Below are 25,407 nucleotides of genomic sequence, written 5' to 3'. Positions count from 1 at the left end.
CGCATGAAACTGTATAACCTTAAGGATCACAACGAGCAGGTCAGCTTTGCCCAGGCGGTAAAGCAGGGTTTGGGCAAACAGCAAGGGCTGTTTTTCCCACTGGAGCTGCCTGAGTTCGAACTGACTGATATCGATGAGATGCTGAAGCTGGATTTCGTGACCCGCAGCAGCAAAATTCTCTCCGCGTTTATTGGCGATGAAATTGAAGCACACCAGCTAAAGGAGCGGGTAAAACAGGCGTTCGCCTTCCCGGCGCCGGTGGTGAACGTCTCCGAAGATATCGCCGCGCTGGAGCTGTTCCATGGCCCGACGCTGGCGTTTAAAGATTTCGGCGGCCGCTTTATGGCGCAGATGCTCTCTTATATCAGCGGCGCCGATGAGCAGATCACCATTCTGACCGCCACCTCTGGCGATACCGGTGCGGCGGTGGCCCATGCATTCTATGGCATGGACAATGTGCGCGTGGTGATCCTCTATCCACAGGGCAAAATCAGCCCGTTGCAGGAGAAGCTGTTCTGTACGCTGGGCGGCAACATTGAAACTATCGCTATTGACGGTGATTTCGATGCCTGTCAGTCACTGGTGAAGCAGGCGTTTGACGATGAAGAGCTGAAAAAGGCCATTGGCCTTAACTCAGCGAACTCAATCAATATCAGCCGTCTGCTGGCGCAGATCTGCTATTACTTCGAAGCGGTAGCGCAGCTGCCGCAAGAGCAGCGTAACCAGCTGGTGATCTCGGTGCCGAGCGGTAACTTTGGCGATCTGACTGCGGGCCTGCTGGCGAAGTCGCTGGGTCTGCCGGTGAAGCGCTTTATTGCCGCTACCAACGCCAACGACACCGTGCCGCGTTTCCTTACCAGCGGTGAATGGCAGCCAAATGTAACGGTCGCCACGCTGTCGAACGCGATGGATGTCAGCCAGCCAAATAACTGGCCGCGCGTCGAAGAGCTGTTCCGTCGCAAGACCTGGCGTCTGCAGGATCTGGCTACCGGCGCAGTCAGTGATGAAACCACCAGAGCCACCATGCGTGAGCTGGACAGCATTGGTTATGTTTCTGAACCTCATGCGGCAATTGCGTACCGTCTGCTGCGCGATCAGCTGCAGGAGGGCGAGTTTGGCCTGTTCCTTGGTACTGCGCATCCGGCGAAGTTTAAAGAGAGCGTGGAAGAGATCCTCGACAAACAGCTACCGTTGCCGCCAGAACTGGCGGAGCGCGCCGATCTGGATCTGCTTTCGCATACGATGAACGCGGATTTTGCTGCGCTGCGGGCGTTTTTGCTGAAGTAAGACGTTGCTGTGGGACGGGCGGCGAGAACGCCGCCCCTACAACAGATCAGCGTAGGGGCGGCGTTCTCGCCGCCCGTGTTAATGATTTGCGCGAGACCTAATGACGGCGTTCTCGCCGCCCGCAAAGGGACTTATTTCTGCTCGTGCCGCTTAAATACCAGCTCATTTTCTGAACTGGATTCGTCATCAAAAAAGTAACCTTCAAGGTCGAATTTCTTTAGCTGGGCCGGTTTGGTCAGACGTTGCTGAATGATATAGCGGCTCATCAGCCCGCGCGCTTTTTTGGCGTAAAAACTGATCACCTTAAATTTGCCGTTTTTCTCATCGAGAAATACCGGTTTAATTACCCGTCCGTTAAGTTTCTTCGGCTTCACCGCTTTAAAATACTCATCAGAAGCCAGGTTGATCAGCACATCGTCGCCTTGCTCCGCCAGCGCATTATTCAGCGCTTCGGTCAGGGTTTCGCCCCAGAAAGTATAGAGATCTTTCCCCGCCGGATTCGCCAGTTTAATTCCCATCTCCAGGCGATAAGCCTGCATTAAATCGAGCGGGCGCAACAGACCATACAGACCGGAAAGCATCCGCAGATGCTGCTGGGCAAAGTCGAAATCCCTGGCGCTAAAATCTTCCGCCTGCAAGCCGGTATAGACATCGCCTTTAAACGCCAGAATCGCCTGTCGTGCATTATCGAGTGTGAAGGGCGGCTGCCAGTCGTTAAACCGTTGGGCGTTAAGTTCCGCCAGCTTATCGCTGATATGCATCAGCGAACCAATCTGCGCCGGTGACAGGGCACGCGCCACCTCGATCAGCTGCTGCGATTTGTCGAGAAGTGCGGATTGGGTAAATTTTTTGGTCGCCAGCGGGCCGTCAAAATCCAGCGTTTTGGCCGGAGAGATCACCATCAACATCGTTCTATTCCTCAGCTGCCCCGCAGGGTTTTCTTCTGTTTATTCGTCGGTTTAGTTGCGCTTACTGTAGCAAAAAAGCCATTAGATTAGGCGAATCATTACGATTCGCGCTGGCTATCTGTTTAGCGGCAACCTTACCTTGCGCGGTCAGTTGCGCGTGATATTATCGACCACAGACTTTTTACCCCTCGACAGTCTAACCTAATGAGAATGACAACTATGACGGACAAACTTACTTCCTTACGTCAGCTGACTACTGTGGTTGCTGACACCGGCGATATCGCAGCGATGAAGCTGTATCAGCCGCAGGATGCCACCACCAACCCTTCTCTGATTCTGAATGCCGCGCAAATCCCTGAATACCGCAAACTGATCGATGAAGCGATCGCCTGGGCGCGCGATCAGAGCAGTGATAAAGCAGAACAGATTCAGTACACCTCCGACAAACTGGCGGTGAATATCGGTCTGGAAATCCTGAAGCTGATCCCCGGTCGTATCTCTACTGAAGTTGACGCCCGTCTTTCCTACGATACCGAAGCCAGCATCGCTAAGGCGCGTAGCCTGATCAAACTGTACAACGATGCAGGTATCAGCAATGACCGCATCCTGATTAAACTGGCTTCCACCTGGCAGGGTATCCGTGCCGCTGAGCAGCTGGAAAAAGAAGGCATCAACTGTAACCTGACCCTGCTGTTCTCCTTTGCGCAGGCACGTGCGTGTGCTGAAGCGGGTGCCTTCCTGATTTCGCCGTTTGTTGGCCGTATCCTTGACTGGTACAAAGCTAATACCGACAAAAAAGAGTACGCGCCGCACGAAGATCCAGGCGTGGTTTCAGTGGCTGAAATCTATGAGTACTACAAGCAGCACGGCTATGAAACCGTGGTAATGGGCGCAAGCTTCCGTAACGTCGGTGAGATTCTGGAACTGGCTGGCTGTGACCGTCTGACTATCTCTCCTGGCCTGCTGAAAGAGCTGGCGGAAAGTGAAGGCACCGTTGAGCGTAAACTGAGCTTTAAAGGCGAAGTGAAAGCGCGTCCGGCGAAAATGACCGAATCTGAGTTCCTGTGGCAGCACAACCAGGATCCAATGGCGGTTGCCAAACTGGCTGAAGGCATCCGCAACTTTGCCATCGATCAGGGCAAACTTGAGAAGATGATTGCCGATCTGCTGTAATGCTTTTTAAGTGGCCGGCAACCGGCCACTTTCTCTTTCCCGCCCCGATGGTTTATTCTTGCTGGCAACCCCTCTTATAAACCGCGCCGCTTCTGACTGACCGGCCGCGACTAAGCAGCGAACTGACAATGAATACATTACGCATAGGATTGATCTCGGTTTCCGACCGCGCCTCGAACGGCATTTATCAGGATCTGGGTCTGCCCGCGCTTGAGGCCTGGCTGGGTCAGGCGATCAGTACGCCGTTCGAACTGGAAAAACGTCTGGTGCCCGATGAGCAGCCACTGATTGAGCAGGCGATTTGTGAACTGGTGGATGAGATGTTCTGCCATCTGGTGCTGACCACCGGTGGTACCGGCCCGGCGCGTCGCGATGTGACTCCCGACGCTACGCTGGCGGTGGCCGATCGCGAAATGCCCGGTTTTGGCGAACAGATGCGGCAAATTAGCCTGAATTTTGTGCCGACGGCGATTCTCTCGCGCCAGGCCGGGGTGATCCGCAAGCAGTCGCTGGTTCTTAACCTGCCAGGCCAGCCAAAATCGATTAAAGAGACGCTGGAAGGGCTGAAAGATGAACAGGGCAATACGCGTGTGCATGGCATCTTTGCCAGTGTTCCGTACTGCATTCAGCTGCTTGAGGGGCCTTATGTGGAAACTCATGAGTCGGTAGTAGCAGCTTTTCGTCCTAAAAGCGCAAGACGTGACACAAACAACTGAAAAACGAATTTTTCAGGCATAAGATCCAGCACCACTGGGTGTAGCGAGAAATTGACGGTATAGTCATCACAGCTTTACAGTTCCTGCTATGCCTTTTTTTCTTCTGCCTCTGGAAATGCACGAAAAATTATGGATCACGATATCGCACGCCGCTTAAACCGGCAGGATTACAAAACCCTTTCTCTGGCGGCACTGGGTGGCGCGCTGGAGTTCTACGACTTTATCATCTTCGTCTTTTTCGCGGCGGTGATTGGCGAGCTGTTCTTCCCGCCGGATATCCCCGAATGGCTGCGCCAGGTACAGACTTTTGGTATCTTCGCTGCCGGCTATCTGGCGCGTCCATTGGGCGGCATTGTTATGGCGCACTTTGGCGACCGGGTCGGGCGCAAGAAGATGTTCAGCCTGAGTATTCTGCTGATGGCGCTGCCAACGCTGGCAATGGGCCTGCTGCCGACTTACCAGAGTATCGGCATTGCCGCGCCACTGCTGTTACTGCTGATGCGCATGTTGCAGGGCGCTGCTATCGGCGGTGAAGTGCCGGGGGCCTGGGTATTTGTCGCCGAGCATGTGCCGGAAAAACGCATTGGTATCGCCTGCGGCACGCTGACCGCCGGTCTCACCTTTGGCATCCTGCTGGGATCGCTGGTCGCTACGCTAATCAATACCATCATGACGCCGCAAGCGATTGCCGCCACCGGCTGGCGTATTCCGTTCTTCCTTGGCGGCATCTTTGGTTTACTGGCGATGTATCTGCGTCGCTGGCTGCAGGAAACCCCGGTATTCCGCGAAATGCAGGCGCGTAAGGCATTGTCTGAAACGCTGCCGCTGAAAACCGTACTGGCGCAGCATAAGCGTGGAGTAGTGATGTCGATGCTGCTGACCTGGCTGCTCTCGGCCTGCATTGTGGTGGTGATCCTGATGGCGCCGACCCTGATGCAGAAACAGCACGGCATTGCTGCCGCGACGGCGCTGCAGGCTAACAGCGTTGCGACCGTGATGCTGATGATTGGCTGTATCACTGCCGGTCTGCTGGTTGATCGCTTCGGCGCGGCGAAAGTCCTGACGATCGGTAGCCTGCTGCTGGCGATCTGTAGCTGGGGCTTTTTCCACAGCACGGCAGTCGCGCCGGAATATCTGTTCCTCGCCTATGCCATTGCCGGACTGAGCGTGGGAGTGGTCGGCGTGGTGCCGTTTGTGATGGTGCATGCCTTTCCGGCGGAAGTGCGTTTCACCGGTATCTCTTTCTCATATAACGTCGCGTACGCCATTTTCGGTGGCCTGACGCCCATTTCCGTCACCCTGATGATGAAGTATACGCCGATGGCGCCCGCCTGGTATGTGGTGGCGCTGGCGGTGATGGGCTTGCTGGCGGGCTTATGGCTGGCCGCAGAGCGCCGTCAGCAGGGGCTGATGCGTGAAGTCAGCGCCCGTTAATCTGACTGCGTTTTATCAGACAGGCCCGCAGATGCGGGCCTGTTTTTTTTCATCAAAATGAAAATTTTTTTAGTTTTAACCCTTGATGCTGTCAGAAGCGGCCCCACTTACTTCTCATCCAATAGTTGTTGGACCGGAAAAAAAGCAGTTGTCGGCGCTTGAAATAACGCAATTCGCCCGCATAACTGGTTCACAATCAGATTGATTACGAATTGACGAATTTAAGTAGGAGACGTTTAGATGGGTAAGATTATTGGTATTGACCTGGGTACAACCAACTCTTGTGTTGCGATTATGGATGGCGGCAAAGCTCGCGTGCTGGAAAATGCGGAAGGCGATCGCACCACTCCTTCAATCATTGCTTACACGCAGGATGGTGAGATTCTGGTAGGTCAGCCTGCTAAACGTCAGGCTGTGACTAACCCGCAGAATACCCTGTTTGCGATTAAGCGCCTGATTGGCCGTCGCTTCCAGGACGAAGAAGCACAGCGTGACCTGAAAATCATGCCTTACAAAATCATCGCAGCCGATAACGGTGATGCGTGGATTGACGTAAAAGGCCAGAAACTGGCGCCACCGCAGATCTCTGCGGAAGTGCTGAAGAAAATGAAGAAAACGGCGGAAGATTATCTGGGCGAACCAGTAACTGAAGCGGTTATCACTGTACCCGCTTACTTTAACGATGCTCAGCGTCAGGCAACTAAAGACGCCGGCCGTATCGCGGGTCTGGAAGTAAAACGTATTATTAACGAACCAACCGCAGCCGCACTGGCTTACGGTCTGGATAAAGAAGTTGGCAACCGCACTATCGCGGTTTACGACCTCGGCGGTGGTACTTTCGATATCTCCATCATTGAAATCGATGATGCTGATGGCGAAAAAACCTTCGAAGTGCTGGCGACCAATGGTGATACTCACCTTGGTGGTGAAGACTTCGACAGCCGTATGATCAACTACCTGGTGGCTGAGTTTAAGAAAGATCAGGGTATCGATCTGCACAACGATCCACTGGCGATGCAGCGTCTGAAAGAAGCCGCAGAGAAAGCGAAAATTGAGCTCTCTTCTGCCCAGCAGACCGACGTGAACCTGCCGTACATCACTGCTGATGCTACAGGTCCTAAACACCTGAACATCAAAGTGACCCGTGCGAAGCTGGAATCACTGGTTGAAGACCTGGTGACTCGTTCTATTGAACCACTGAAAGTGGCGCTGCAGGATGCGGGTCTGTCGGTTTCCGACATCAACGACGTTATCCTGGTCGGCGGTCAGACGCGTATGCCAATGGTTCAGGCGAAAGTGGCTGAATTCTTTGGTAAAGAGCCGCGTAAAGATGTGAACCCGGACGAAGCAGTAGCCGTTGGTGCTGCAGTACAGGGTGGTGTTCTGGCGGGCGACGTGAAAGACGTGCTGCTGCTGGACGTAACCCCGCTGTCACTGGGTATCGAAACCATGGGCGGCGTGATGACTGCGCTGATCAACAAGAACACCACTATTCCGACCAAACACAGTCAGGTGTTCTCTACAGCGGAAGATAACCAGTCTGCGGTGACCATTCACGTGGTGCAGGGTGAGCGTAAGCGTGCCGGTGATAACAAATCACTGGGTCAGTTTAACCTCGACGGCATCCAGTCTGCGCCGCGCGGTATGCCGCAGATCGAAGTCACTTTCGACATCGACGCCGATGGTATCCTGCACGTGTCAGCGAAGGACAAAAACAGCGGTCGTGAGCAGAAGATCACCATCAAGGCTTCTTCTGGTCTGAACGAAGAAGAGATCGCGAAAATGGTGCGTGACGCCGAAGCTAACGCTGAAGCTGACCGCAAGTTCGAAGAGCTGGTGCAGGTACGTAACCAGGCCGATCATCTGTCGCACAGCACGCGTAAGCAGCTGGACGAAGCGGGCGATAAACTGCCAGCAGACGACAAAGCGCCGATTGAAGCGGCTCTGGCTGAGCTGAACACTGCGCTGAAAGGCGAAGATAAAGCTGAGATCGAAGCCAAAATGCAAGCGCTGATGGAAGTTTCCAGCAAGCTGATGGAATTTGCTCAGCAGCAGCAGGCTGGCGCTGGCGCCGATGCAGGCGACGCTTCTGCGAAGAAAGATGACGACGTTGTCGATGCTGAATTCGAAGAAGTAAAAGACGACAAAAAATAAGCCCTGAACGGAAAGGGGGCCAGTGATGGCCCCCCTACGGAGTTTCAGGTACCCGGCGTAATATTCAACCATTACAACGGGTAAAGGTAACCAGCACGGGCGTAGGAGATCTCTCCACGCCCGTGCACGCATGTTAAGGGCAGGACAAATAACAATGGCGAAAAGAGACTATTACGAGGTTTTAGGCGTTCCGAAATCTGCGGATGAGCGTGAAATCAAAAAGGCCTACAAACGCCTGGCAATGAAATTCCATCCTGACCGTAATCAGGAAAAGGATGCCGAAGGTAAATTTAAAGAAGTTAAGGAAGCCTACGAGATTCTGACCGATGCGCAGAAACGTGCGGCGTACGACCAGTACGGTCATGCAGCCTTTGAACAGGGCGGTATGGGCGGTGGTCATGGCGGCGGTGGTTTCGGTGGCGGCGGCGGCGCTGACTTCAGTGATATCTTTGGCGACGTATTTGGCGATATCTTTGGTGGGGGACGCCGTCAGCGTGCCGCACGTGGCGCTGATTTACGCTACAACATGGAACTCTCGCTGGAAGAAGCAGTGCGCGGCGTGACCAAAGAGATCCGTATTCCTACCCTGGAAGAGTGTGACGTTTGCCACGGCAGCGGTGCGAAATCAGGGACGAAGCCACAAACCTGTTCCACCTGTCATGGTGCTGGCCAGGTGCAGATGCGTCAGGGCTTCTTTACCGTGCAGCAGGCGTGTCCGACCTGTCACGGGCGTGGCTCGGTAATTAAAGATCCTTGTAACGCCTGTCATGGCCACGGCCGTGTCGAGAAAGCGAAAACGCTGTCGGTGAAAATCCCGGCGGGTGTGGATACCGGTGACCGTATTCGTCTGACCGGTGAAGGTGAAGCCGGTGAGCACGGCGCGCCTGCAGGCGATCTCTACGTTCAGGTACAGGTGAAGAAACACCCGATTTTTGAACGTGAAGATAATAACCTGTACTGCGAAGTGCCGATCAATTTCGCGATGGCTGCACTGGGTGGCGAGATCGCGGTGCCGACCCTGGATGGTCGCGTCAACCTGAAAGTCCCGGCCGAAACCCAGACCGGCAAGCTGTTCCGCATGCGCGGTAAAGGTGTGAAATCCGTACGCGGCGGCGCTCAGGGCGACCTGCTGTGCCGTGTTGTGGTGGAAACGCCGGTTAGTCTGAATGACAAGCAGAAGGCACTGTTGCGCGAGCTGGAAGAGAGCTTCGGCGGTCCATCCGGCGAGAAAAACAGCCCACGCTCCAAAAGCTTCTTTGACGGTGTGAAAAAGTTTTTTGACGACTTAACCCGTTAATCTGCACGGGCGGCGAGAACGCCGCCCCTACATCCGATTTGCGTAGGGGCGGCGTTCTCGCCGCCCGTCCCGATGATTGTCGCGCTACATAATGACGGCGTTCTCGCCGCCCGATTACCTCCCCGAACGTCTTACCACCACATCCGGTCGCGCACGTAGCGCATCACTCAGTGCAGTCCCCAGCCCCGGCCCCTGTGGCGGCGATAACCAGCCTTTCTCCAGCGTCGGCAGTGTGGTGACCAGATCACCATAGAATCCTGCCAGATAAGCGCGCACCACTTCCTGAAAAATCGCATTCGGCGATGATAAACCCAGATGCAATGACGCCATTAATACCACCGGACCGGTGCAGTCATGTGGCGCAATCGGTTTCTGATATGCTTCCGCCAGCGCGGCAATTTTTTTCGCCTCGGTGATGCCGCCGCACCACGACAAATCGAGCATCACATAATCCAGCGCATCCGCCGCCAGGTGATCGCGGAAATTACTGGTGGCCGCCAGGGTTTCACTGCCGCATACCGGTAGCCCCGACAGCCGGCGATAATCCGCCAGCGCCTGTGGTGAATCCATTTTTATCGGGTCCTCGGCCCAGAAAATATCCAGTTCACGCAGTGGCCTGGCAATCGCCAGCGCGCTGCTGGTATTCCATAACGAATGAAACTCGCACATCAGCTCAATGCGATCGCCCACCGCCCGGCGGATCTTTTCAAATGGCGCGATCGCTTTTTTGATATCGGCACTGCTGATGAACTGCCCGCCGCTGGCGGCGGCAAAGCTGTCCACCGGCCAGATCTTCATCGCGCTAAATCCTTCCTCAATCAGGCTTTGCGCCAGCTCGTCCGGACATTCGAGAAAAGCCACCTGGTCGTCGTAACGTCCGCTCGGTTTGCTGTCACCTTGCGCAATCACCCGCCGCTGCTCGCCCTGGCTGTTAAAGCTGACGCCCGCACAGGTGTTGTAAGCGCGCATACGGTCATGACACAGGCCGCCCAGCAGCTGATACAGCGGCTGATTAAGCGATTTCCCCAGCAGATCCCACAGCGCGATATCAATTGCCGAGGCTGCACGCGTCTCCACGCCCGAACCGTTAAAACCGAGGTAGCCGCGCAGCAGAGTGCGGTTATGCCGCTCAATCTGACCGGCATCCTTGCCCAGCAGCAATGGCGCTGATACGGAGTGGATATAAGCCTCGACGGCCTCTGCGCCACGAAAGGTTTCGCCTAAGCCGACCAGTCCCTCATCGGTATGGATCTCGACCCACAGCAGGTTTGCGAGACTTTTAACCCGGGTGGTTTCAATACGGGTGATTTTCATTGCTGCGCCCTACCATGGACAAGATTGTTAAGCGGACGATGCTGTTGCAGACGCTGAATATTATCAGCAATTAATGCATAGCGACGGGCAAACAGACCGCTGGTCCAGCCGGAGATATGCGGTGTGCAGACGGCGTTTGGCAGCTGTTCAAAACGGTAGTGCGCTGGCGCCACCCGGTCATTACTGCCAGCCGGATACTGATACCAGACGTCGAGAAAAGCGCGGGAGATTTTTTGCTGCTCCAGCGCTTCGTACAGCGCCTGTTCGTTGACTACGGCTGCGCGTGCAATATTGATCAGCACCGCATCAGCGCGCATCGCCTCCAGTTGCGCGTGGCCAAAGGAATCGCGCGTTTTGTCATTTAACGGGCAGGAGAGCACCACATAATCGGCGCGCGGCAGATGCTCCAGCAGATTGTCCGGATGCCAGGCTTCATCCGCCGGTCCCTCTACTTTGCCATCCTGCGCATGGCCGGAAATAGCAATCACCCGCACGCCAAACGCCTGGGCACGGCTGGCGATCGCCTGCCCAATACGACCAAATCCGACAATTAGCAGCGTACGGCCATAAAGTTCGCCGCGCGGCGTGCGCGACAGATAGGTTTCTGACCAGTGCTGACTGTCAAAGCTGGCACGCAGCGTCACCAGGCGCACTTCATGTTGCAGCATGGCGGCAAGGGTATATTCCGCCATCGGAATTTCATGTTCATAGACATTACAGACGCTGCAATCTGTGGGCAGCGCGGCAAAATCGATCCCATCCAGCCCGGCGCCAGGGACGTGCAGCAGACGGAACGCCGGTGGTGGGGTTTTACGCTGAAAACGCATCGCGACCAGCACATCGGCGCCGTCAATCTGGTCGTCCCATTGTGCAGACTCATGAGCTTCACGGGGAAGGGCAATAAACTCGGCGGGGAAATCGAGTGCCTGCGCAATCTCCTGCTGGTGAGTGGCCGCTTCGCCGATCATGACAATCTTCATGGTGATTTCCTTGTAAATGATTAATGAACAATCAGTGATTTTTTCAGTTCGAGGCGCTTAATCGGCCCGACAACCAGCAGATAACAGACAATCGCCCCCAGCGCATTGGCCGCCACAAAGGAGAGGGCGATGGAAAAGTTGCCCGCTTCGTTCACCAGGTAGCCGATAATAATCGGGGTGGTGATACCGGCAATATTGCCAATGCCATTAAACAGCGAACCGGCGAGGCCACTGGCCTGCTTCGGCACCACATCTGACATCACGCCCCAGCCCTGGGCGCCAAAGCCTTTGCCAAAGAAGGCCATCGCCATAATCGCCACGATCAGCCATTCGGTATCGAGGTAGTTACAGATAATCATGGTGGTAGAGAGCAGCATGCCAAACACGATCGGAATTTTGCGCGCCCAGGTAATCGAGACGCCGTTTTTGATCAGGCGATCGGAAACCACGCCGCCCAGCACGCCGCCGATAAAGCCGCAGATCGCCGGGATCACCGCGATAAAGCCGGTTTTCAGGATCGACATGCCCCGATCCTGCACCAGATAGATCGGGAACCAGGTCAGAAAGAAATAGGTCAGGGTGGTTACACAGTACTGGCCGATCAGGATCCCCAGCATCATACGATTGGAGAGAATTTCACGTACACAGGGCCAGGTGGCGACCGTTGGCTTCGCCGGTTGTCCCTGTTGCTGTTTGCTGTCCATATCAACCAGCGCACCGCCTGCGGTGATGTAATCCAGCTCAGTTTGGTTAATCCGCGGATGCTCTTTCGGCATAAACATCACCCGCAGCCAGATCAGTGTCAGCAGCATGCCAAGGGTGCCCATCATCAGATAGACGTACTGCCAGCCGAAACGCTGGGTGATCCAACCCATCACTGGCGCAAATACCACGGTGGCAAAGTAGGAGGCCGAGGTAAACAGCGCCGAGGTGGTGCCGCGTTCCGAGGCCGGAAACCAGGTGGCAACAATCCGGCTGTTACCGGGGAACGCCGGGGCTTCCGCCAGACCAATCAGAATGCGCAGCACAAACAGCGCGGTAATGCCGACCACCGCTGGCAGACCCGCGACAAATCCCATACTGAAGGTCAGGATCGACCAGAGAAAAATACTGATGGCGTATACCTTGCGCGAGCCGTAGCGGTCCAGCAGGCGGCCGCCGGGGATCTGGGCAATCACATAAGTCCAGGCGAAGGCGGAAAACATATAGCCAAGGGTGACAGAGGAGAGGCCAAAGCTGGATTTAATGGCGGTGCCGGTAATCGACAGGGTTGCACGGTCGGCATAGTTCATGGCGGTCATAAAAAACAGCATAACCATAATGCCATAACGTACGCGGGTAGCTTTCGCCGCAACGTAAATGGTTGCGCTACCATTTTTATTTAAAGGAATGGAGGAGGGGGTATTTTGTGGCATGATTTATTCCAGTAATTCATTAATAATAATGATTTAATATCAAATCAACCCGTTTATGGTTGCGCAACCATTTAAGGTGAATACTGAGCAGTGGATGCCTGCCTTGCAAGCATCAGGAGTGAAAAGTGGGAGCCAGACGACAAATATTGTTGCTTGTTAATTAACCGTTAAAGGTGCTGTCGCGATCGATAATCGTAAAGCCGATGTCGCGATAAATGGCAGCCGAATCATCGCCTTTCAGCCGATCAAGTAGCGCGCTGGCGGCCAGCTGGCCAATCTGTTTGCCATCGATTTTGACCGTCGAGAGCGGGGGAAAGGTATGGGCGGCAAAATTCATATCACCAAAGCCAAATACCGCAATCTCTTCCGGGACTTTAATGCCACGGCTGGCGGCCTCGGTTAATACACCATGCGCAATGGTATCGGAAGTGCAGACGACCATCAGTGGGCGCGGCGTGCTGGCCAGCAGCGCGCTCAGGCCTTCACGTCCTTGTTGCAGCGTCGGCAGGCCGGAGAAGTAATGCTGCTGAACATCGTTAATACCGCTGGCGCTCAGCGTATGGATAAAGGATTTGGCGCGCAGCGAACCGCGCGGATCGTCCACCGACAGCAGGGCAAAATGGCGATAATTTTTCGCCAGCAGATGCAGCGCGATAGCCCGACCGGTGTCTTCATGAGAAAAACCAATCAGCATATCGATCGGATCCGGTGAGATATCCCAGGTTTCCACTACCGGCACCCGGGTGGCGCGCAGCCGTTTACGGCTGTCTTCGGTATGCAGAGTGCCGGTAAGGATAATGCCATCCGGGCGACGGCTGAGGATCACTTCCAGCAACTCCTGCTCATGCTGTGCCTGATAGCCCGAGGTTCCCAGCAGCACCTGGTAGTCGGCCGCCGCCAGTTTTTCGGCAATCGCCTGAAAGGTATCGGAAAAAATCGGATTGGTGAGCATGGGCACAATCACCGCTACCAGGCGGCTGCGATTGGAGGCCAGCGCACCGGCAATCTGGTTGCGCACAAACCCCGTTTCCTCAATTACCCGGCGCACTTTTTCCAGCGTCGCGGGTTTCACCTGCGCAGGCTGATTAAGCACGCGTGAGACGGTAATGGGTGCAACCCCCGCCAGTCTGGCGACGTCGGCAATGGTCATTCCTGATTGCGAGCTGTGTTTAATTGCCATAAGCGTGCTACCACAGGGAAACGAAGAGGCATTCTATAGTTAATGCATTTGACCAGCAACCGAGCAACGCCCGCCTGACCGCTGGGATTATGTTTCGTTAATTTCGAGTATTAAGCGCTAAATAAACTGTTATTTTCGAGTCTTCAAACGGCGTATGCTGCTTAGCGGATACTCAAACGGGTAATAAACAGGGACTGAATAATATGCTTTTTCACCTCAAGCGTTTGCTTAACAATGAGGCCACCAGTGGGGTGGTGCTGATTCTGGCAGCCGCGCTGGCGATGATTCTGGCAAATAACGCCGTGACGCAACAAGGTTATCTGTCGCTACTGGCGACGCCGGTTGAATTTCGTTTTGGCGCGCTGGATATCAGCAAGAATCTGCTGCTGTGGATTAATGATGCGCTGATGGCGCTGTTCTTTCTGATGATTGGTCTGGAAGTGAAGCGCGAGCTGATGGTGGGAGCGTTAGCCAGCCGCGATCGGGCGATATTCCCCCTGATTGCCGCCCTTGGCGGCATGGTGGTGCCGGGGCTGCTGTTCCTCGCGTTTAACGGCGGTGATGAGGTGACGCGCAGCGGCTGGGCGATCCCGACCGCTACCGATATCGCTTTTGCGTTAGGCATTCTGGCATTACTGGGAAGCCGGGTGCCGCCGGCGCTGAAAATTTTCCTGATGGCGCTGGCGATTATCGACGATCTTGGCGCGATTATTATTATTGCGCTGTTCTACACCAGCGAGCTGTCAATGGCGGCGCTCGGCGTCGCCGCTGCGGCGATTGCGCTGCTGGCGCTGCTGAATATCGCCAATGTACGCAGCACCTCGCTCTATCTGCTGGTGGGGATGGTGTTGTGGGTGGCGGTGTTAAAATCTGGCGTGCATGCCACCCTTGCCGGAGTGATTGTCGGCTTCTTTATTCCACTGGCGAAGAAAGAGGGACATTCCCCGGCGGAGGAGCTGGAGCACGGACTGCATCCGTGGGTCAGCTGGCTGATTCTGCCGCTGTTTGCCTTCGCCAACGCCGGTGTGGTGCTGGACGGCATTTCCGCTGGCGATATGTTCTCGCTGCTGCCTCTGGGGATTATGGTCGGTTTGCTGCTCGGTAAACCGCTGGGGATTACCCTGTTTTGCTGGCTGGCGGTTAAATCTGGTCTGGCGAAACTGCCGCAGGGGACCAGTATGTCAAATATCGTCGCCGTCGGCGTGCTGTGCGGGATTGGCTTTACCATGTCGATCTTTATTGCCACGCTGGCCTATGGCGATATCGACCCGGCCCTGATTACGCTGGCCAAACTGGGTATTCTGATTGGCTCCATCGCTTCGGCGGTGGTGGGCTACTTCCTGCTACGCGTTAAACTAAAATAAACGTCAACGACAAACCTGTTCCGGCAGGTTTGTCGCGTTTTTTGCGCCCGTTTATCGGTTAAGCTGGCGCTATAGCGACTGACACAGGAGCATATCGGTGCGTATGTCTCATATTAATTACAACCACCTCTACTACTTCTGGCAGGTGTGTAAAGAAGGGTCGATCGTGGGCGCCGCCGAAGCGCTTTTTTTGACGCCGCAGACCATTACCGGACAGATAAAAGCGCTGGAAGATCGTTTGCAGGGCAAGCTGTTTAAGCGCCAGGGACGCGGTGTGGTGCCATCGGAGCTGGGGCAGCTGGTGTTTCGTTATGCCGATCGCATGTTTACCCTGAGCCAGGAGATGCTGGATATCGTCAATTACCGCAAGGAGTCGAACCTGTTGTTTGATGTCGGCGTGGCGGATGCGTTATCGAAGCGGCTGGTGAGCCAGGTGCTGGAAACTGCGGTGCGGGACGATGAAAAAATTCATCTGCGTTGTTATGAGTCAACGCATGAAATGCTGCTGGAGCAACTCAGCCAGCATAAGCTGGATATGATCCTCTCGGATTGCCCGATCGATTCGACGCAGCAGGAAGGGCTGTTCTCCATCAAAATTGGCGAGTGTGGTATCAGTTTCTGGTGTACACGGCCGCTTCCCGACAAACGTTTCCCTGCCTGTCTTGAGCAACGGCGTCTGCTGATCCCCGGACGGCGTTCAATGCTCGGCCGCAGGTTGCTGAACTGGTTTCATTCGCAGGGGCTTCAGGTGGAAATTCTGGGTGAGTTTGATGATGCCGCGTTAATGAAGGCGTTTGGCGCCTCAAACAATGCGATTTTTGTCGCGCCGTCGCTGTATGCGCAGGATATTTACACTGATGATGAGATTGTGGAGATTGGCCGCATTGATAATGTCACTGAAGAGTATCACGTGATTTTTGCGGAGCGCATGATCCAGCACCCGGCGGTGCAACGAATCTGCAATAAGGATTTTACCGCGTTGTTTCCGCAATAGCGGGTGGGGAGAACGCCACCCCTACGAAACCTGATTCAGGTGCGTCGTTCTCGCCGTCCGTAAGCGGCAAAATTCACCTATAAAAAAACCGGCGCAGGCGCCGGTTCTTTTCAAAGCCGATTAACAACTTAGCATTAAGCCAGTTTGTTGATCTGTGCAGTCAGGTTTGACTTATGACGTGCAGCTTTGTTCTTGTGGATCAGACCTTTACTAGCCTGACGGTCCACAATTGGTTGCATTTCGTTAAATGCTTTCAGTGCAACTTCTTTATCGCCAGCAGCGATGGCCGCGTATACTTTCTTGATGAAAGTACGCATCATTGAGCGGTTGCTTGCGTTATGCTTACGACGCTTCTCAGATGTTACGGCGCGTTTCTTAGCTGATTTGATATTAGCCAAGGTCCAACTCCCAAATATATTCTATTGAGGACAATTCAAAGGCCGTGGAATATGCCTTTTCAGCCCTCGTTTGTCAATGGATTTGTGCAAATAAGCGCCGTTTAAAATGACGACACTTGGTTACGTTGTGATGGCGCAGGATTCTACCAGCATCGTGGGGATGAATACAGTCTTTCTCAACAAAATTGTCTGAAATCTGACTATATCCGTCATACTTCAAGCTGCATCTTTGTTGTCCGCGCTCACTCACCCGAATCACGTAGATTACTACGTTCATCGGGATTCGTTCGCTTGCCGCCTTGATGCAGCTTGAATTATTTAGGGTAAAACCAGCCCTCATCTCACTGAAATCAACATAAGAATCCCGCAAAGGGATCAATCGCGGGTTAACCTTAACCGCTGTACAAGGTATAATCCGCCGATTTCCACAAATTTGAGCCAGCCATGAAGTTTATCCGCGGCATACATAATCTCAGAGAGCAGCATCGCGGCTGCGTGCTGACCATAGGTAACTTTGACGGCGTGCATCGCGGTCATCAGTCCCTGCTGGCGCGTTTGTGCGCGGAGGGGCGTAAGCGTGGCTTGCCGGTAATGGTGATGCTATTTGAGCCGCAGCCACTGGAACTTTTTGCCGCCGACAAGGCGCCAGCGCGGCTGACGCGTTTGCGTGAAAAAGTGCGTTATCTGGCCGAAGCCGGCGTTGATGCAGTACTTTGTGTGCGCTTCGACCGCCGTTTTGCCGCGCAGACAGCGCAAAGCTTTGTCGCCGATTTGCTGGTGAACAAGCTGGGCGTGCAGCTGCTGGCGGTTGGCGATGATTTCCGTTTTGGCGCTGGTCGCCAGGGGGATTTCCTGTTATTACAGAAAGCGGGCGTTGAGTATGGCTTTGATGTCATCAGCACCCAGACATTTTGCGATGACGGTAAGCGTATCAGCAGCACCGCAGTGCGTCAGGCGCTGGCGGACGATAATCTGGCGCTGGCGCAGTCGCTTTTGGGGCATCCTTTCAGCATTTCTGGCCGGGTGGTGCATGGCGATGCGCTGGGGCGCACCATCGGTTTTCCGACGGCGAATATTCCTCTGCGGCGTTCAGTTTCGCCGGTTAAAGGGGTGTATGCCGTTGAAGTTTATGGTCTTGCTGAGCAACCGTTGCCCGGCGTGGCCAATATTGGTACCCGCCCGACCGTTGCCGGGTTACGTCAGCAGTTAGAAGTTCATCTGCTGGACGTTGCAATGAACCTGTACGGACGCCATATCGATGTGGTGCTCTGTCAAAAAATCCGCAGCGAGCAGCGATTTGCATCGCTTGACGCGCTAAAAGAGCAAATTGCTAAAGATGTGGTGACTGGCCGAAATTTTTTTGGGCTACAAACACCGGTTTAAGAACTGAACCGACATACGGAACCGAGAATCTGATGAGTGACTTTAAATCTACCCTGAATTTGCCGGAAACGGGGTTCCCGATGCGTGGCGATCTGGCCAAACGCGAACCGGGAATGCTGCAACGTTGGTATGCTGACAATCTGTACGGCATCATCCGCGAAGCCAAAAAAGGGAAAAAAACCTTTATTCTGCACGATGGCCCTCCCTACGCGAACGGCAGTATTCATATTGGTCACTCAGTTAACAAGATTCTGAAAGACATTATTGTGAAGTCCAAAGGCATGGCTGGCTATGATTCGCCGTATGTGCCGGGCTGGGACTGTCACGGTCTGCCAATCGAACATAAAGTTGAGCAGATGATCGGTAAGCCGGGCGAGAAAGTGAGCGCGGCTGAGTTCCGTGCTGCCTGCCGCAAATATGCCGCCGAGCAGGTTGAAGGTCAGAAAGCTGACTTTATCCGTCTTGGCGTGCTTGGCGACTGGGACCGTCCTTATCTGACGATGAACTTCCAGACCGAAGCCAATATTATCCGTGCGCTGGGTAAAATCATCGGCAATGGCCACCTGCATAAAGGCGCCAAGCCGGTGCACTGGTGTCTGGATTGCCGTTCTGCGCTGGCGGAAGCGGAAGTGGAGTATATCGACAAAACCTCCCCTTCGATTGACGTGATGTTCAATGCGGTCGACAGCGCTGCGGTTGCCGCCAAATTTGACGCGGGCAGCGTTAATGGCCCGATTGCGCTGGTGATCTGGACTACGACCCCGTGGACCATGCCGGCTAACCGCGCGATCTCCCTGCACCCGGAATTCGAATACCAGCTGGTGCAGATCGACGGCAAAGCGTTGATCCTTGCCAAAGATCTGGTTGAGAGCGTGATGAAGCGCGCTGGCGTCAGCGAGTGGAGGGTACTGGGCAGCACCACCGGCGCTGAGCTGGAGCTGATGCGTTTCCAGCATCCCTTCCTTGGCTTTGATGTGCCGGTCGTGCTCGGCGAGCACGTTACTCTTGATGCCGGTACCGGTGCAGTGCATACCGCGCCGGGTCACGGCCCGGATGACTATGTTATCGGGCAGAAATATGGTCTGGAAACCGCTAACCCGGTGGGGCCGGATGGCACCTATGTCACCGGTACTTATCCAACGCTGGATGGCGTGCAGGTATTTAAAGCCAACGATATGATTGTTGAGCTGTTGCGTGAACATGGCGCGCTGCTGCATGTGGAGAAAATGTTCCACAGCTATCCGCACTGCTGGCGTCATAAAACGCCGATCATCTTCCGTGCTACGCCGCAGTGGTTTATCAGCATGGATCAGAAAGGTCTGCGTGCGCAGTCGCTGAAAGAGATCAAAGACGTGCAGTGGATCCCGGACTGGGGCCAGGCGCGTATCGAATCGATGGTCGCCAATCGTCCTGACTGGTGTATCTCCCGTCAGCGTACCTGGGGTGTGCCGATGGCACTGTTCGTCCATAAAGAGACCGAGCAGCTGCATCCGCGCTCGCTTGAGCTGATGGAAGACGTGGCGAAACGGGTCGAAGTGGATGGTATTCAGGCGTGGTGGGATCTGGACAGCAAAGATCTGCTCGGTGATGACGCTAACGACTACGTTAAAGTGCCGGATACGCTGGATGTGTGGTTTGACTCCGGTTCCACCCACTCTTCAGTTGTCGATGTGCGTCCTGAGTTTGGCGGTCATAGCGCGGACATGTATCTGGAAGGTTCGGATCAGCATCGTGGCTGGTTTATGTCTTCGCTGATGATTTCTACCGCGATTAAAGGCAAAGCGCCTTATCGTCAGGTACTGACCCACGGCTTCACCGTGGATGGTCAGGGCCGTAAGATGTCGAAATCTATCGGTAACACCGTCAGTCCGCAGGACGTGATGAATAAGCTGGGTGGCGATATTCTGCGTCTGTGGGTGGCATCGACGGATTACACCGGCGAAATGGCGGTTTCGGACGAAATCCTGAAGCGTTCCGCCGACTCTTATCGTCGTATCCGTAACACCGCGCGTTTCCTGCTGGCCAACCTGAATGGCTTCAACCCGGAAACCGATATGGTGAAACCGGAAGAGATGGTGCTGCTGGATCGCTGGGCTGTCGGCCGCGCCAAAGCGGCGCAGGAAGATATTATTGCCTCTTACGCCAGCTATGACTTCCATGAAGTGGTGCAGCGTCTGATGCAGTTCTGTTCAGTTGAGATGGGCTCCTTCTATCTGGATATCATCAAAGATCGTCAGTACACCGCGAAAGCCGATGGCCTGGCGCGTCGTAGCTGCCAGACCGCGCTGTGGTATATCGCTGAAGCGCTGGTGCGCTGGATGGCGCCGATCATGTCATTTACCGCTGATGAGATCTGGGCTTACCTGCCGGGCAAACGTGCGCAGTACGTGTTTACTGAAGAGTGGTTTGACGGCCTGTTTGGCGTGGCGGAAAATGAGCCGATGAATGACGCTTTCTGGAACGATCTGTTGCAGGTCCGTGGTGAAGTGAACCGCGTGATTGAGCAGGCGCGTGCGGATAAGCGTATCGGCGGTTCGCTGGAAGCGACAGTCACACTGTATGCTGACGCGGATCTGGCGCAAAAACTGACCAGTCTCGGCGATGAACTGCGCTTTGTGCTGCTGACATCCGGTGCGCTGGTGGCGGATTACAGTCTGGCTACCGCTGAAGCCCAGCAGAGCGAAGCCGTAAAAGGTCTGAAAATTGCGCTGCACAAAGCAGAAGGTGACAAATGTCCACGCTGCTGGCATTACACTACTGACGTTGGTCAGAACCCGGAGCACGCAGAAGTTTGCGGTCGCTGTGTCACTAACGTCGCCGGAAACGGCGAACAACGTAAGTTTGCCTGATGCGTAAGCCATTTTTATCGACCGGATTGCGCTGGCTGTGGCTGGTGCTGGTAGTGATCGTTATCGACTTCGGTAGCAAGCAATGGATTATGGATAATCTGATGCTGCACCAGTCGATGCCGGTTATGCCGTACTTTAATTTCTTCTATGCCCACAACTACGGCGCGGCATTCAGTTTCCTCGCCGATAAAGGTGGCTGGCAACGCTGGTTCTTTGCCGGTATTGCGGTGGCGATTGTGGTGGCATTGCTGGTGATGATGTATCGCACATCCGCCAGCCAGAAGCTTAATAATATTGCTTACGCGCTGATTATTGGCGGTGCGTTGGGCAACCTGTTTGATCGTTCGTATCACGGCTTTGTGGTCGATTTTATCGACTTCTATATTGGCGACTGGCACTTTGCCACCTTCAATATTGCCGACTGCGGCATCTGCATTGGTGCGGCGTTGATCGTTCTGGAGGGATTTTTGACCCCTTCGGGAAAGCAGGCTAAACAGAAAGGGTAAGGCATGACTGATTCTGTACAGCGCGATAGCGCGGTGCTGGTGCATTTCACGTTGAAGCTGGAAGATGGCTCAACGGCGGAGTCGACGCGTGCCAATGGCAAACCGGCGCTGTTCCGTCTTGGCGACGGCAGTTTGTCGGCAGGACTGGAAGAGGCGCTGCTGGGGCTGAAGGCTGGCGCTAAGCATAACTTTAGCCTGCCGCCGGAGTCTGCGTTTGGCGCTGCCAGCCCGGATATGATTCAGTATTTCTCACGCCGCGATTTTGCGCAGGCGGGAGAGCCTGAGCCTGGTGCTATTATGCTGTTTACCGGTATGGGTGGTAGCGAAATGCCGGGTGTGATCCGTGAAGTGTCCGGTGATTCGATCACCGTTGACTTCAACCATCCGCTGGCCGGACGCACCATTCAGTTTGATATTGAAGTGCTGGAGATCGATCCGGTGCTGGAGGGGACCGATGCAAATCCTGTTGGCTAACCCACGTGGTTTCTGTGCGGGCGTGGATCGTGCAATCAGCATCGTTGAACGCGCGCTGGAGATGTATGGCGCGCCAATCTATGTGCGTCATGAAGTGGTGCATAACCGCTATGTGGTCAATAGCCTGCGCGAGCGCGGGGCGATCTTTATTGAAGAGATCACCGAAGTGCCGGATGGTTCGATCCTGATTTTCTCGGCGCATGGTGTTTCTCAGGCGGTACGTGCTGAAGCGCGCGCACGCGATCTGACGATGCTGTTTGACGCCACCTGCCCGCTGGTGACCAAAGTGCATATGGAAGTGGCGCGTGCCAGTCGTAAAGGCACCGAAGCGATTCTGATTGGTCATGCCGGTCACCCGGAAGTGGAAGGCACCATGGGCCAGTACAGCAACCCTGAAGGGGGCATGTATCTGGTGGAGTCGCCGGCTGACGTTGATAAGCTGCAGGTGAAGGATGAACAGAACCTGTGCTTTATGACGCAGACCACCCTGTCGGTTGATGATACTTCGGATGTGATTGACGCCTTGCGTCAGCGCTTCCCGAAAATCGTCGGGCCGCGCAAAGATGATATCTGTTATGCCACCACTAACCGTCAGGAAGCGGTGCGCAGTTTAGCGCAGGATGCTGATGTGGTGCTGGTGGTTGGCTCGAAAAACTCGTCCAACTCCAACCGCCTGGCCGAGCTGGCGCAGCGTGCCGGTAAACTGGCGCGGCTGATCGACTCCGCTGATGATATTCAGGAGATCTGGCTGAAAAATATCAAATGTGTTGGCGTCACCGCCGGCGCTTCCGCCCCGGATATTCTGGTGCAGGATGTGATTAAACGCCTGCGCGAAATGGGTGGCGAACCGGCAATTGAGCTGAGCGGCCGCGAAGAGAATATTGTCTTTGAAGTACCGAAAGAGCTACGTGTTGAAGTAAAGCAGGTCGACTGATTCTTATCCCCACATCGTCATGTGTTCCCTCATCCTGACCTTCCCCCGTAAACGGGGGAAGGGACTTTAAATCTCCTCTCCCGTGATTTGTTTTACTGATAATCCCTGCCCGCTGGCGTAAAATTCTAATTATGTAATGAATATTGTGGCGGGATTGTAGCCGCCTCGTTAACCTTATCGTCGCTTGCAGGCACAGAAATTCCAGGGACATTAATATGAGTCATTCAGAAATCCGTATTGCTATCGTGGGCGCCACCGGGCGCATGGGCCGACAGTTGATTCAGGCGACGCAACAGGCTGAAGGTGTGCGGCTGGGCGCTGCTCTGGCGCGTAACGGCTCTTCGCTGGTCGGGAGTGATGCGGGTGAATTAGCCGGGACAGGCGCGATCGGAATTAAGGTCAGCGACAATCTCGAAGCGGTGGTTAATGATTTCGATATCCTGATCGATTTCACCCGGCCGGAAGGAACGCTGGAGTATCTGGCTTTTTGCCGCCAGCATCAGAAGGCGATTGTTATCGGCACCACCGGTTTTGATGACGCAGGTAAAGCGGCGATTAAGCAGGCTTCAGCCGATATTGGCATCGTATTCGCGGCTAACTTCAGCGTTGGCGTTAACCTGGTGCTGAAATTGCTGGAAAAAGCAGCAAAAGTTATGGGTGATTATGCCGATATCGAAATTATTGAAGCGCATCACCGTCATAAAGTGGATGCGCCATCAGGCACCGCTCTGGCAATGGGCGAAGCGATTGCCGATGCAATGGACTGGGATCTTAACCAGCATGCGGTTTACGCCCGCGAAGGCTTTACCGGCGAGCGTAAGGCGCAATCTATCGGATTTGCCACTGTCAGGGCCGGAGATATCGTTGGTGAACACACCGCGATGTTTGCGGATATTGGCGAGCGGGTAGAGATTACCCACAAGGCTTCCAGCCGTATGACTTTCGCCACAGGTGCGGTTCGTGCTGCACAGTGGCTTAATGACCGTAAAACCGGTCTTTATGATATGCGTGATGTGCTTGATTTAGACAGTTTGTAAAGTGTTGCGACCATCGTGATGTGGTTATTTCAATCATAAGTTTATGATTGGTAGGGTAATAATTTTATTACCCTTTTTTATTTGTAAAAATAGTGATTTTAGAGGTTTTTTCTTCTGAGATTGTTAAAAAAGTGATTTTTGCGGCAGTAATGAGTGGAAAAAAACGCATTTTTGACCATTTGGTCTGGTTTTGCGTACTCATACAACCCTTTTTAATTTCATTTCCCCAGGCAACCGGTTTTATCAGCCGGATATCCCCTGTTTTCAGCATGAATCTTCCGATTTTTCCTCCAGTCGGCTAAAAAAGTATGAAAAACTCACTCTCAGGGTAGACAATGGGCAGGGCGATCATTAGAATGCGCGCAATTTGCCGAAAATCGACATCTCAGGCGGTTTTTGCATTGATTCATGGTGGTATTATGAATTAATATGCAGATATTGTGACTGTTTATTCCCTGGAGGACGTTTTGATTAAGTCAGCGCTATTGGTTCTGGAAGACGGAACCCAATTCCACGGTCGGGCCATTGGGGCAGAAGGATCGGCAGTGGGTGAAGTTGTTTTCAACACTTCAATGACCGGTTATCAAGAAATCCTCACAGATCCTTCCTATTCCCGCCAGATCGTCACTCTTACTTATCCCCATATCGGCAATGTCGGCACCAATGCTGCTGACGAAGAATCCTCCCAGGTACATGCGCAAGGCCTCGTCATTCGTGACCTGCCGCTTATTGCCAGCAACTTCCGTAATGAAGAAGGGCTGTCTGCGTACCTGAAGCGTCATAATATTGTCGCGATTGCTGATATCGATACCCGTAAGCTGACCCGTCTGCTGCGTGAGAAAGGTGCCCAGAATGGCTGCATCATCGCCGGTGACGCACCGGATGCTGAACTGGCATTGCAGAAAGCGAAAGCCTTCCCGGGCCTGAAAGGCATGGACCTGGCGAAAGAGGTCAGCACGCAAGAGTCTTACAGCTGGCAGCAGGGCAGCTGGACGCTGGAAGAGGGCCTGCCAGCGCAGAGCAGCGACCTGCCATTCCATGTTGTGGCTTACGATTACGGTGCGAAACGCAATATCCTGCGGATGCTGGTGGATCGCGGCTGCCGCCTGACAGTTGTTCCGGCACAGACGCCAGCGGATGAGGTGCTGAAACTCAACCCGGACGGTATTTTCCTGTCAAACGGCCCAGGTGACCCGGAGCCATGCGACTACGCCATCAGCGCCATCAAGTCATTCCTCGAAACCGATATCCCGGTATTTGGCATCTGTCTGGGCCACCAGCTGCTGGCGCTGGCCAGCGGTGCGAAGACGGTGAAAATGAAACTGGGTCACCACGGCGGTAACCATCCGGTGAAAGACCTGGATAATGACCGTGTGATGATCACGGCCCAGAACCACGGTTTTGCGGTCGATGAAAGCAATATGCCAGCCAGCCTGCGCGTGACGCATAAATCGCTGTTTGACCATACGGTGCAGGGGATTCACCGCACTGACAAAGCGGCGTTCAGCTTCCAGGGACACCCTGAAGCCAGCCCGGGTCCAGCCGATGCGGCGCCGTTGTTCGATCACTTTATCGAACTGATCGAAGCTTACCGTTCAACCGCGAAATAA

Annotated in this window: 22 protein-coding genes; 15 read left to right on the top strand and 7 right to left on the bottom strand. The window is 54.3% G+C overall.

The genetic code is table 11. The features are described 5' to 3' along the window. Window positions 1-3 precede the first annotated feature (3 nt). Window positions 4-1,287, top strand: a complete 1,284-nt coding sequence (gene thrC, locus N5923_RS12490; protein ID WP_267140572.1) for a threonine synthase — start codon at window positions 4-6, stop codon at window positions 1,285-1,287. Window positions 1,288-1,418: 131 nt separating this feature from the next. Here thrC and yaaA read toward each other — a convergent pair whose 3' ends face one another. Then, window positions 1,419-2,195 carry a peroxide stress protein YaaA gene (gene yaaA / locus N5923_RS12485; protein WP_267140577.1) on the bottom strand — a complete coding sequence of 259 codons (777 nt, stop codon included), beginning with the start codon at window positions 2,193-2,195 and terminating at the stop codon, window positions 1,419-1,421. Between the two features lie 219 nt (window positions 2,196-2,414). Here yaaA and tal point away from each other — a divergent pair, with 219 nt between their 5' ends. From tal to dnaJ, 5 genes are all read left to right on the top strand, one after another. Beyond that, a complete protein-coding gene (tal, locus tag N5923_RS12480; protein ID WP_267140578.1) occupies window positions 2,415-3,368 on the top strand; it encodes a transaldolase in 954 nt (317 codons plus the stop codon). 128 nt (window positions 3,369-3,496) lie between these two features. Further along, window positions 3,497-4,084, top strand: coding sequence for a molybdopterin adenylyltransferase (gene mog / locus N5923_RS12475; RefSeq protein ID WP_267140579.1), 588 nt, complete (start codon window positions 3,497-3,499; stop codon window positions 4,082-4,084). Between the two features lie 129 nt (window positions 4,085-4,213). After that, entirely contained in the window at window positions 4,214-5,518 is a 1,305-nt protein-coding gene (locus N5923_RS12470) for an MFS transporter (RefSeq protein ID WP_267140580.1), read from the top strand. Window positions 5,519-5,758: 240 nt separating this feature from the next. Further along, on the top strand, window positions 5,759-7,672 hold the full coding sequence (gene dnaK / locus N5923_RS12465; protein WP_267140581.1) for a molecular chaperone DnaK: 1,914 nt from the start codon (window positions 5,759-5,761) through the stop codon (window positions 7,670-7,672). Window positions 7,673-7,826: 154 nt separating this feature from the next. Then, the gene (gene dnaJ, locus N5923_RS12460; protein WP_267140582.1) at window positions 7,827-8,969 is read left to right on the top strand and encodes a molecular chaperone DnaJ; all 1,143 of its coding nucleotides are present in this window, start codon (window positions 7,827-7,829) and stop codon (window positions 8,967-8,969) included. A gap of 114 nt (window positions 8,970-9,083) precedes the next feature. Here dnaJ and N5923_RS12455 read toward each other — a convergent pair whose 3' ends face one another. The 4 genes from N5923_RS12455 to N5923_RS12440 all read right to left on the bottom strand — a co-directional run bounded on the left by N5923_RS12455 (window position 9,084) and on the right by N5923_RS12440 (window position 13,858). Beyond that, window positions 9,084-10,283 (bottom strand): mandelate racemase/muconate lactonizing enzyme family protein, encoded by a 1,200-nt coding sequence (locus N5923_RS12455; protein ID WP_267142136.1) that lies wholly within the window; start codon window positions 10,281-10,283, stop codon window positions 9,084-9,086. Then, window positions 10,280-11,263: a 2-hydroxyacid dehydrogenase gene (locus N5923_RS12450; protein WP_267142135.1), complete on the bottom strand. Its 984-nt coding sequence runs from the start codon at window positions 11,261-11,263 to the stop codon at window positions 10,280-10,282. Before N5923_RS12450 ends, N5923_RS12455 begins: the two co-directional genes overlap by 4 nt. A 20-nt stretch (window positions 11,264-11,283) precedes the next feature. Further along, window positions 11,284-12,582: an MFS transporter gene (locus N5923_RS12445; protein ID WP_323372715.1), complete on the bottom strand. Its 1,299-nt coding sequence runs from the start codon at window positions 12,580-12,582 to the stop codon at window positions 11,284-11,286. A gap of 256 nt (window positions 12,583-12,838) precedes the next feature. After that, a complete protein-coding gene (locus N5923_RS12440) occupies window positions 12,839-13,858 on the bottom strand; it encodes a LacI family DNA-binding transcriptional regulator (RefSeq protein WP_267142133.1) in 1,020 nt (339 codons plus the stop codon). 203 nt (window positions 13,859-14,061) lie between these two features. Here N5923_RS12440 and nhaA point away from each other — a divergent pair, with 203 nt between their 5' ends. Further along, a complete protein-coding gene (nhaA, locus tag N5923_RS12435) occupies window positions 14,062-15,222 on the top strand; it encodes a Na+/H+ antiporter NhaA (RefSeq protein WP_267142132.1) in 1,161 nt (386 codons plus the stop codon). A 103-nt stretch (window positions 15,223-15,325) separates the two neighbouring features. Next, complete coding sequence (gene nhaR, locus N5923_RS12430; protein WP_267142131.1) at window positions 15,326-16,216, top strand: transcriptional activator NhaR; 891 nt, start codon at window positions 15,326-15,328, stop codon at window positions 16,214-16,216. 134 nt (window positions 16,217-16,350) lie between these two features. Here nhaR and rpsT read toward each other — a convergent pair whose 3' ends face one another. Next, window positions 16,351-16,614 carry a 30S ribosomal protein S20 gene (gene rpsT / locus N5923_RS12425; protein ID WP_026111625.1) on the bottom strand — a complete coding sequence of 88 codons (264 nt, stop codon included), beginning with the start codon at window positions 16,612-16,614 and terminating at the stop codon, window positions 16,351-16,353. 444 nt (window positions 16,615-17,058) lie between these two features. On the opposite strand from rpsT, the gene ribF reads away from it, so the two are divergent. From ribF to dapB, 6 genes are all read left to right on the top strand, one after another. Further along, a complete protein-coding gene (ribF, locus tag N5923_RS12420) occupies window positions 17,059-17,997 on the top strand; it encodes a bifunctional riboflavin kinase/FAD synthetase (RefSeq protein ID WP_267142130.1) in 939 nt (312 codons plus the stop codon). Between the two features lie 32 nt (window positions 17,998-18,029). Further along, entirely contained in the window at window positions 18,030-20,846 is a 2,817-nt protein-coding gene (gene ileS / locus N5923_RS12415; protein ID WP_267142129.1) for an isoleucine--tRNA ligase, read from the top strand. Then, a complete protein-coding gene (gene lspA, locus N5923_RS12410; protein ID WP_267142128.1) occupies window positions 20,846-21,352 on the top strand; it encodes a signal peptidase II in 507 nt (168 codons plus the stop codon). Before ileS ends, lspA begins: the two co-directional genes overlap by 1 nt. Before the next feature lie 3 nt (window positions 21,353-21,355). Then, complete coding sequence (fkpB, locus tag N5923_RS12405; protein ID WP_267142127.1) at window positions 21,356-21,826, top strand: FKBP-type peptidyl-prolyl cis-trans isomerase; 471 nt, start codon at window positions 21,356-21,358, stop codon at window positions 21,824-21,826. After that, window positions 21,807-22,760 carry a 4-hydroxy-3-methylbut-2-enyl diphosphate reductase gene (ispH, locus tag N5923_RS12400; protein WP_267142126.1) on the top strand — a complete coding sequence of 318 codons (954 nt, stop codon included), beginning with the start codon at window positions 21,807-21,809 and terminating at the stop codon, window positions 22,758-22,760. The genes fkpB and ispH overlap by 20 nt, the downstream gene beginning before the upstream one ends. A 215-nt stretch (window positions 22,761-22,975) precedes the next feature. Then, window positions 22,976-23,797 (top strand): 4-hydroxy-tetrahydrodipicolinate reductase, encoded by an 822-nt coding sequence (gene dapB, locus N5923_RS12395; protein ID WP_267142125.1) that lies wholly within the window; start codon window positions 22,976-22,978, stop codon window positions 23,795-23,797. Window positions 23,798-23,864: 67 nt separating this feature from the next. On the opposite strand, the gene N5923_RS12390 is transcribed toward dapB, so the two are convergent. Then, the gene (locus N5923_RS12390) at window positions 23,865-24,068 is read right to left on the bottom strand and encodes a hypothetical protein (protein ID WP_267142124.1); all 204 of its coding nucleotides are present in this window, start codon (window positions 24,066-24,068) and stop codon (window positions 23,865-23,867) included. A gap of 196 nt (window positions 24,069-24,264) precedes the next feature. On the opposite strand from N5923_RS12390, the gene carA reads away from it, so the two are divergent. Beyond that, window positions 24,265-25,407 carry a glutamine-hydrolyzing carbamoyl-phosphate synthase small subunit gene (gene carA / locus N5923_RS12385; RefSeq protein WP_267142123.1) on the top strand — a complete coding sequence of 381 codons (1,143 nt, stop codon included), beginning with the start codon at window positions 24,265-24,267 and terminating at the stop codon, window positions 25,405-25,407.

It is taken from the genome of Winslowiella arboricola (genome assembly GCF_025527015.1).
Lineage (GTDB): Bacteria > Pseudomonadota > Gammaproteobacteria > Enterobacterales > Enterobacteriaceae > Erwinia > Erwinia arboricola.
This window is presented reverse-complemented; position numbering and strand designations above follow the sequence as displayed.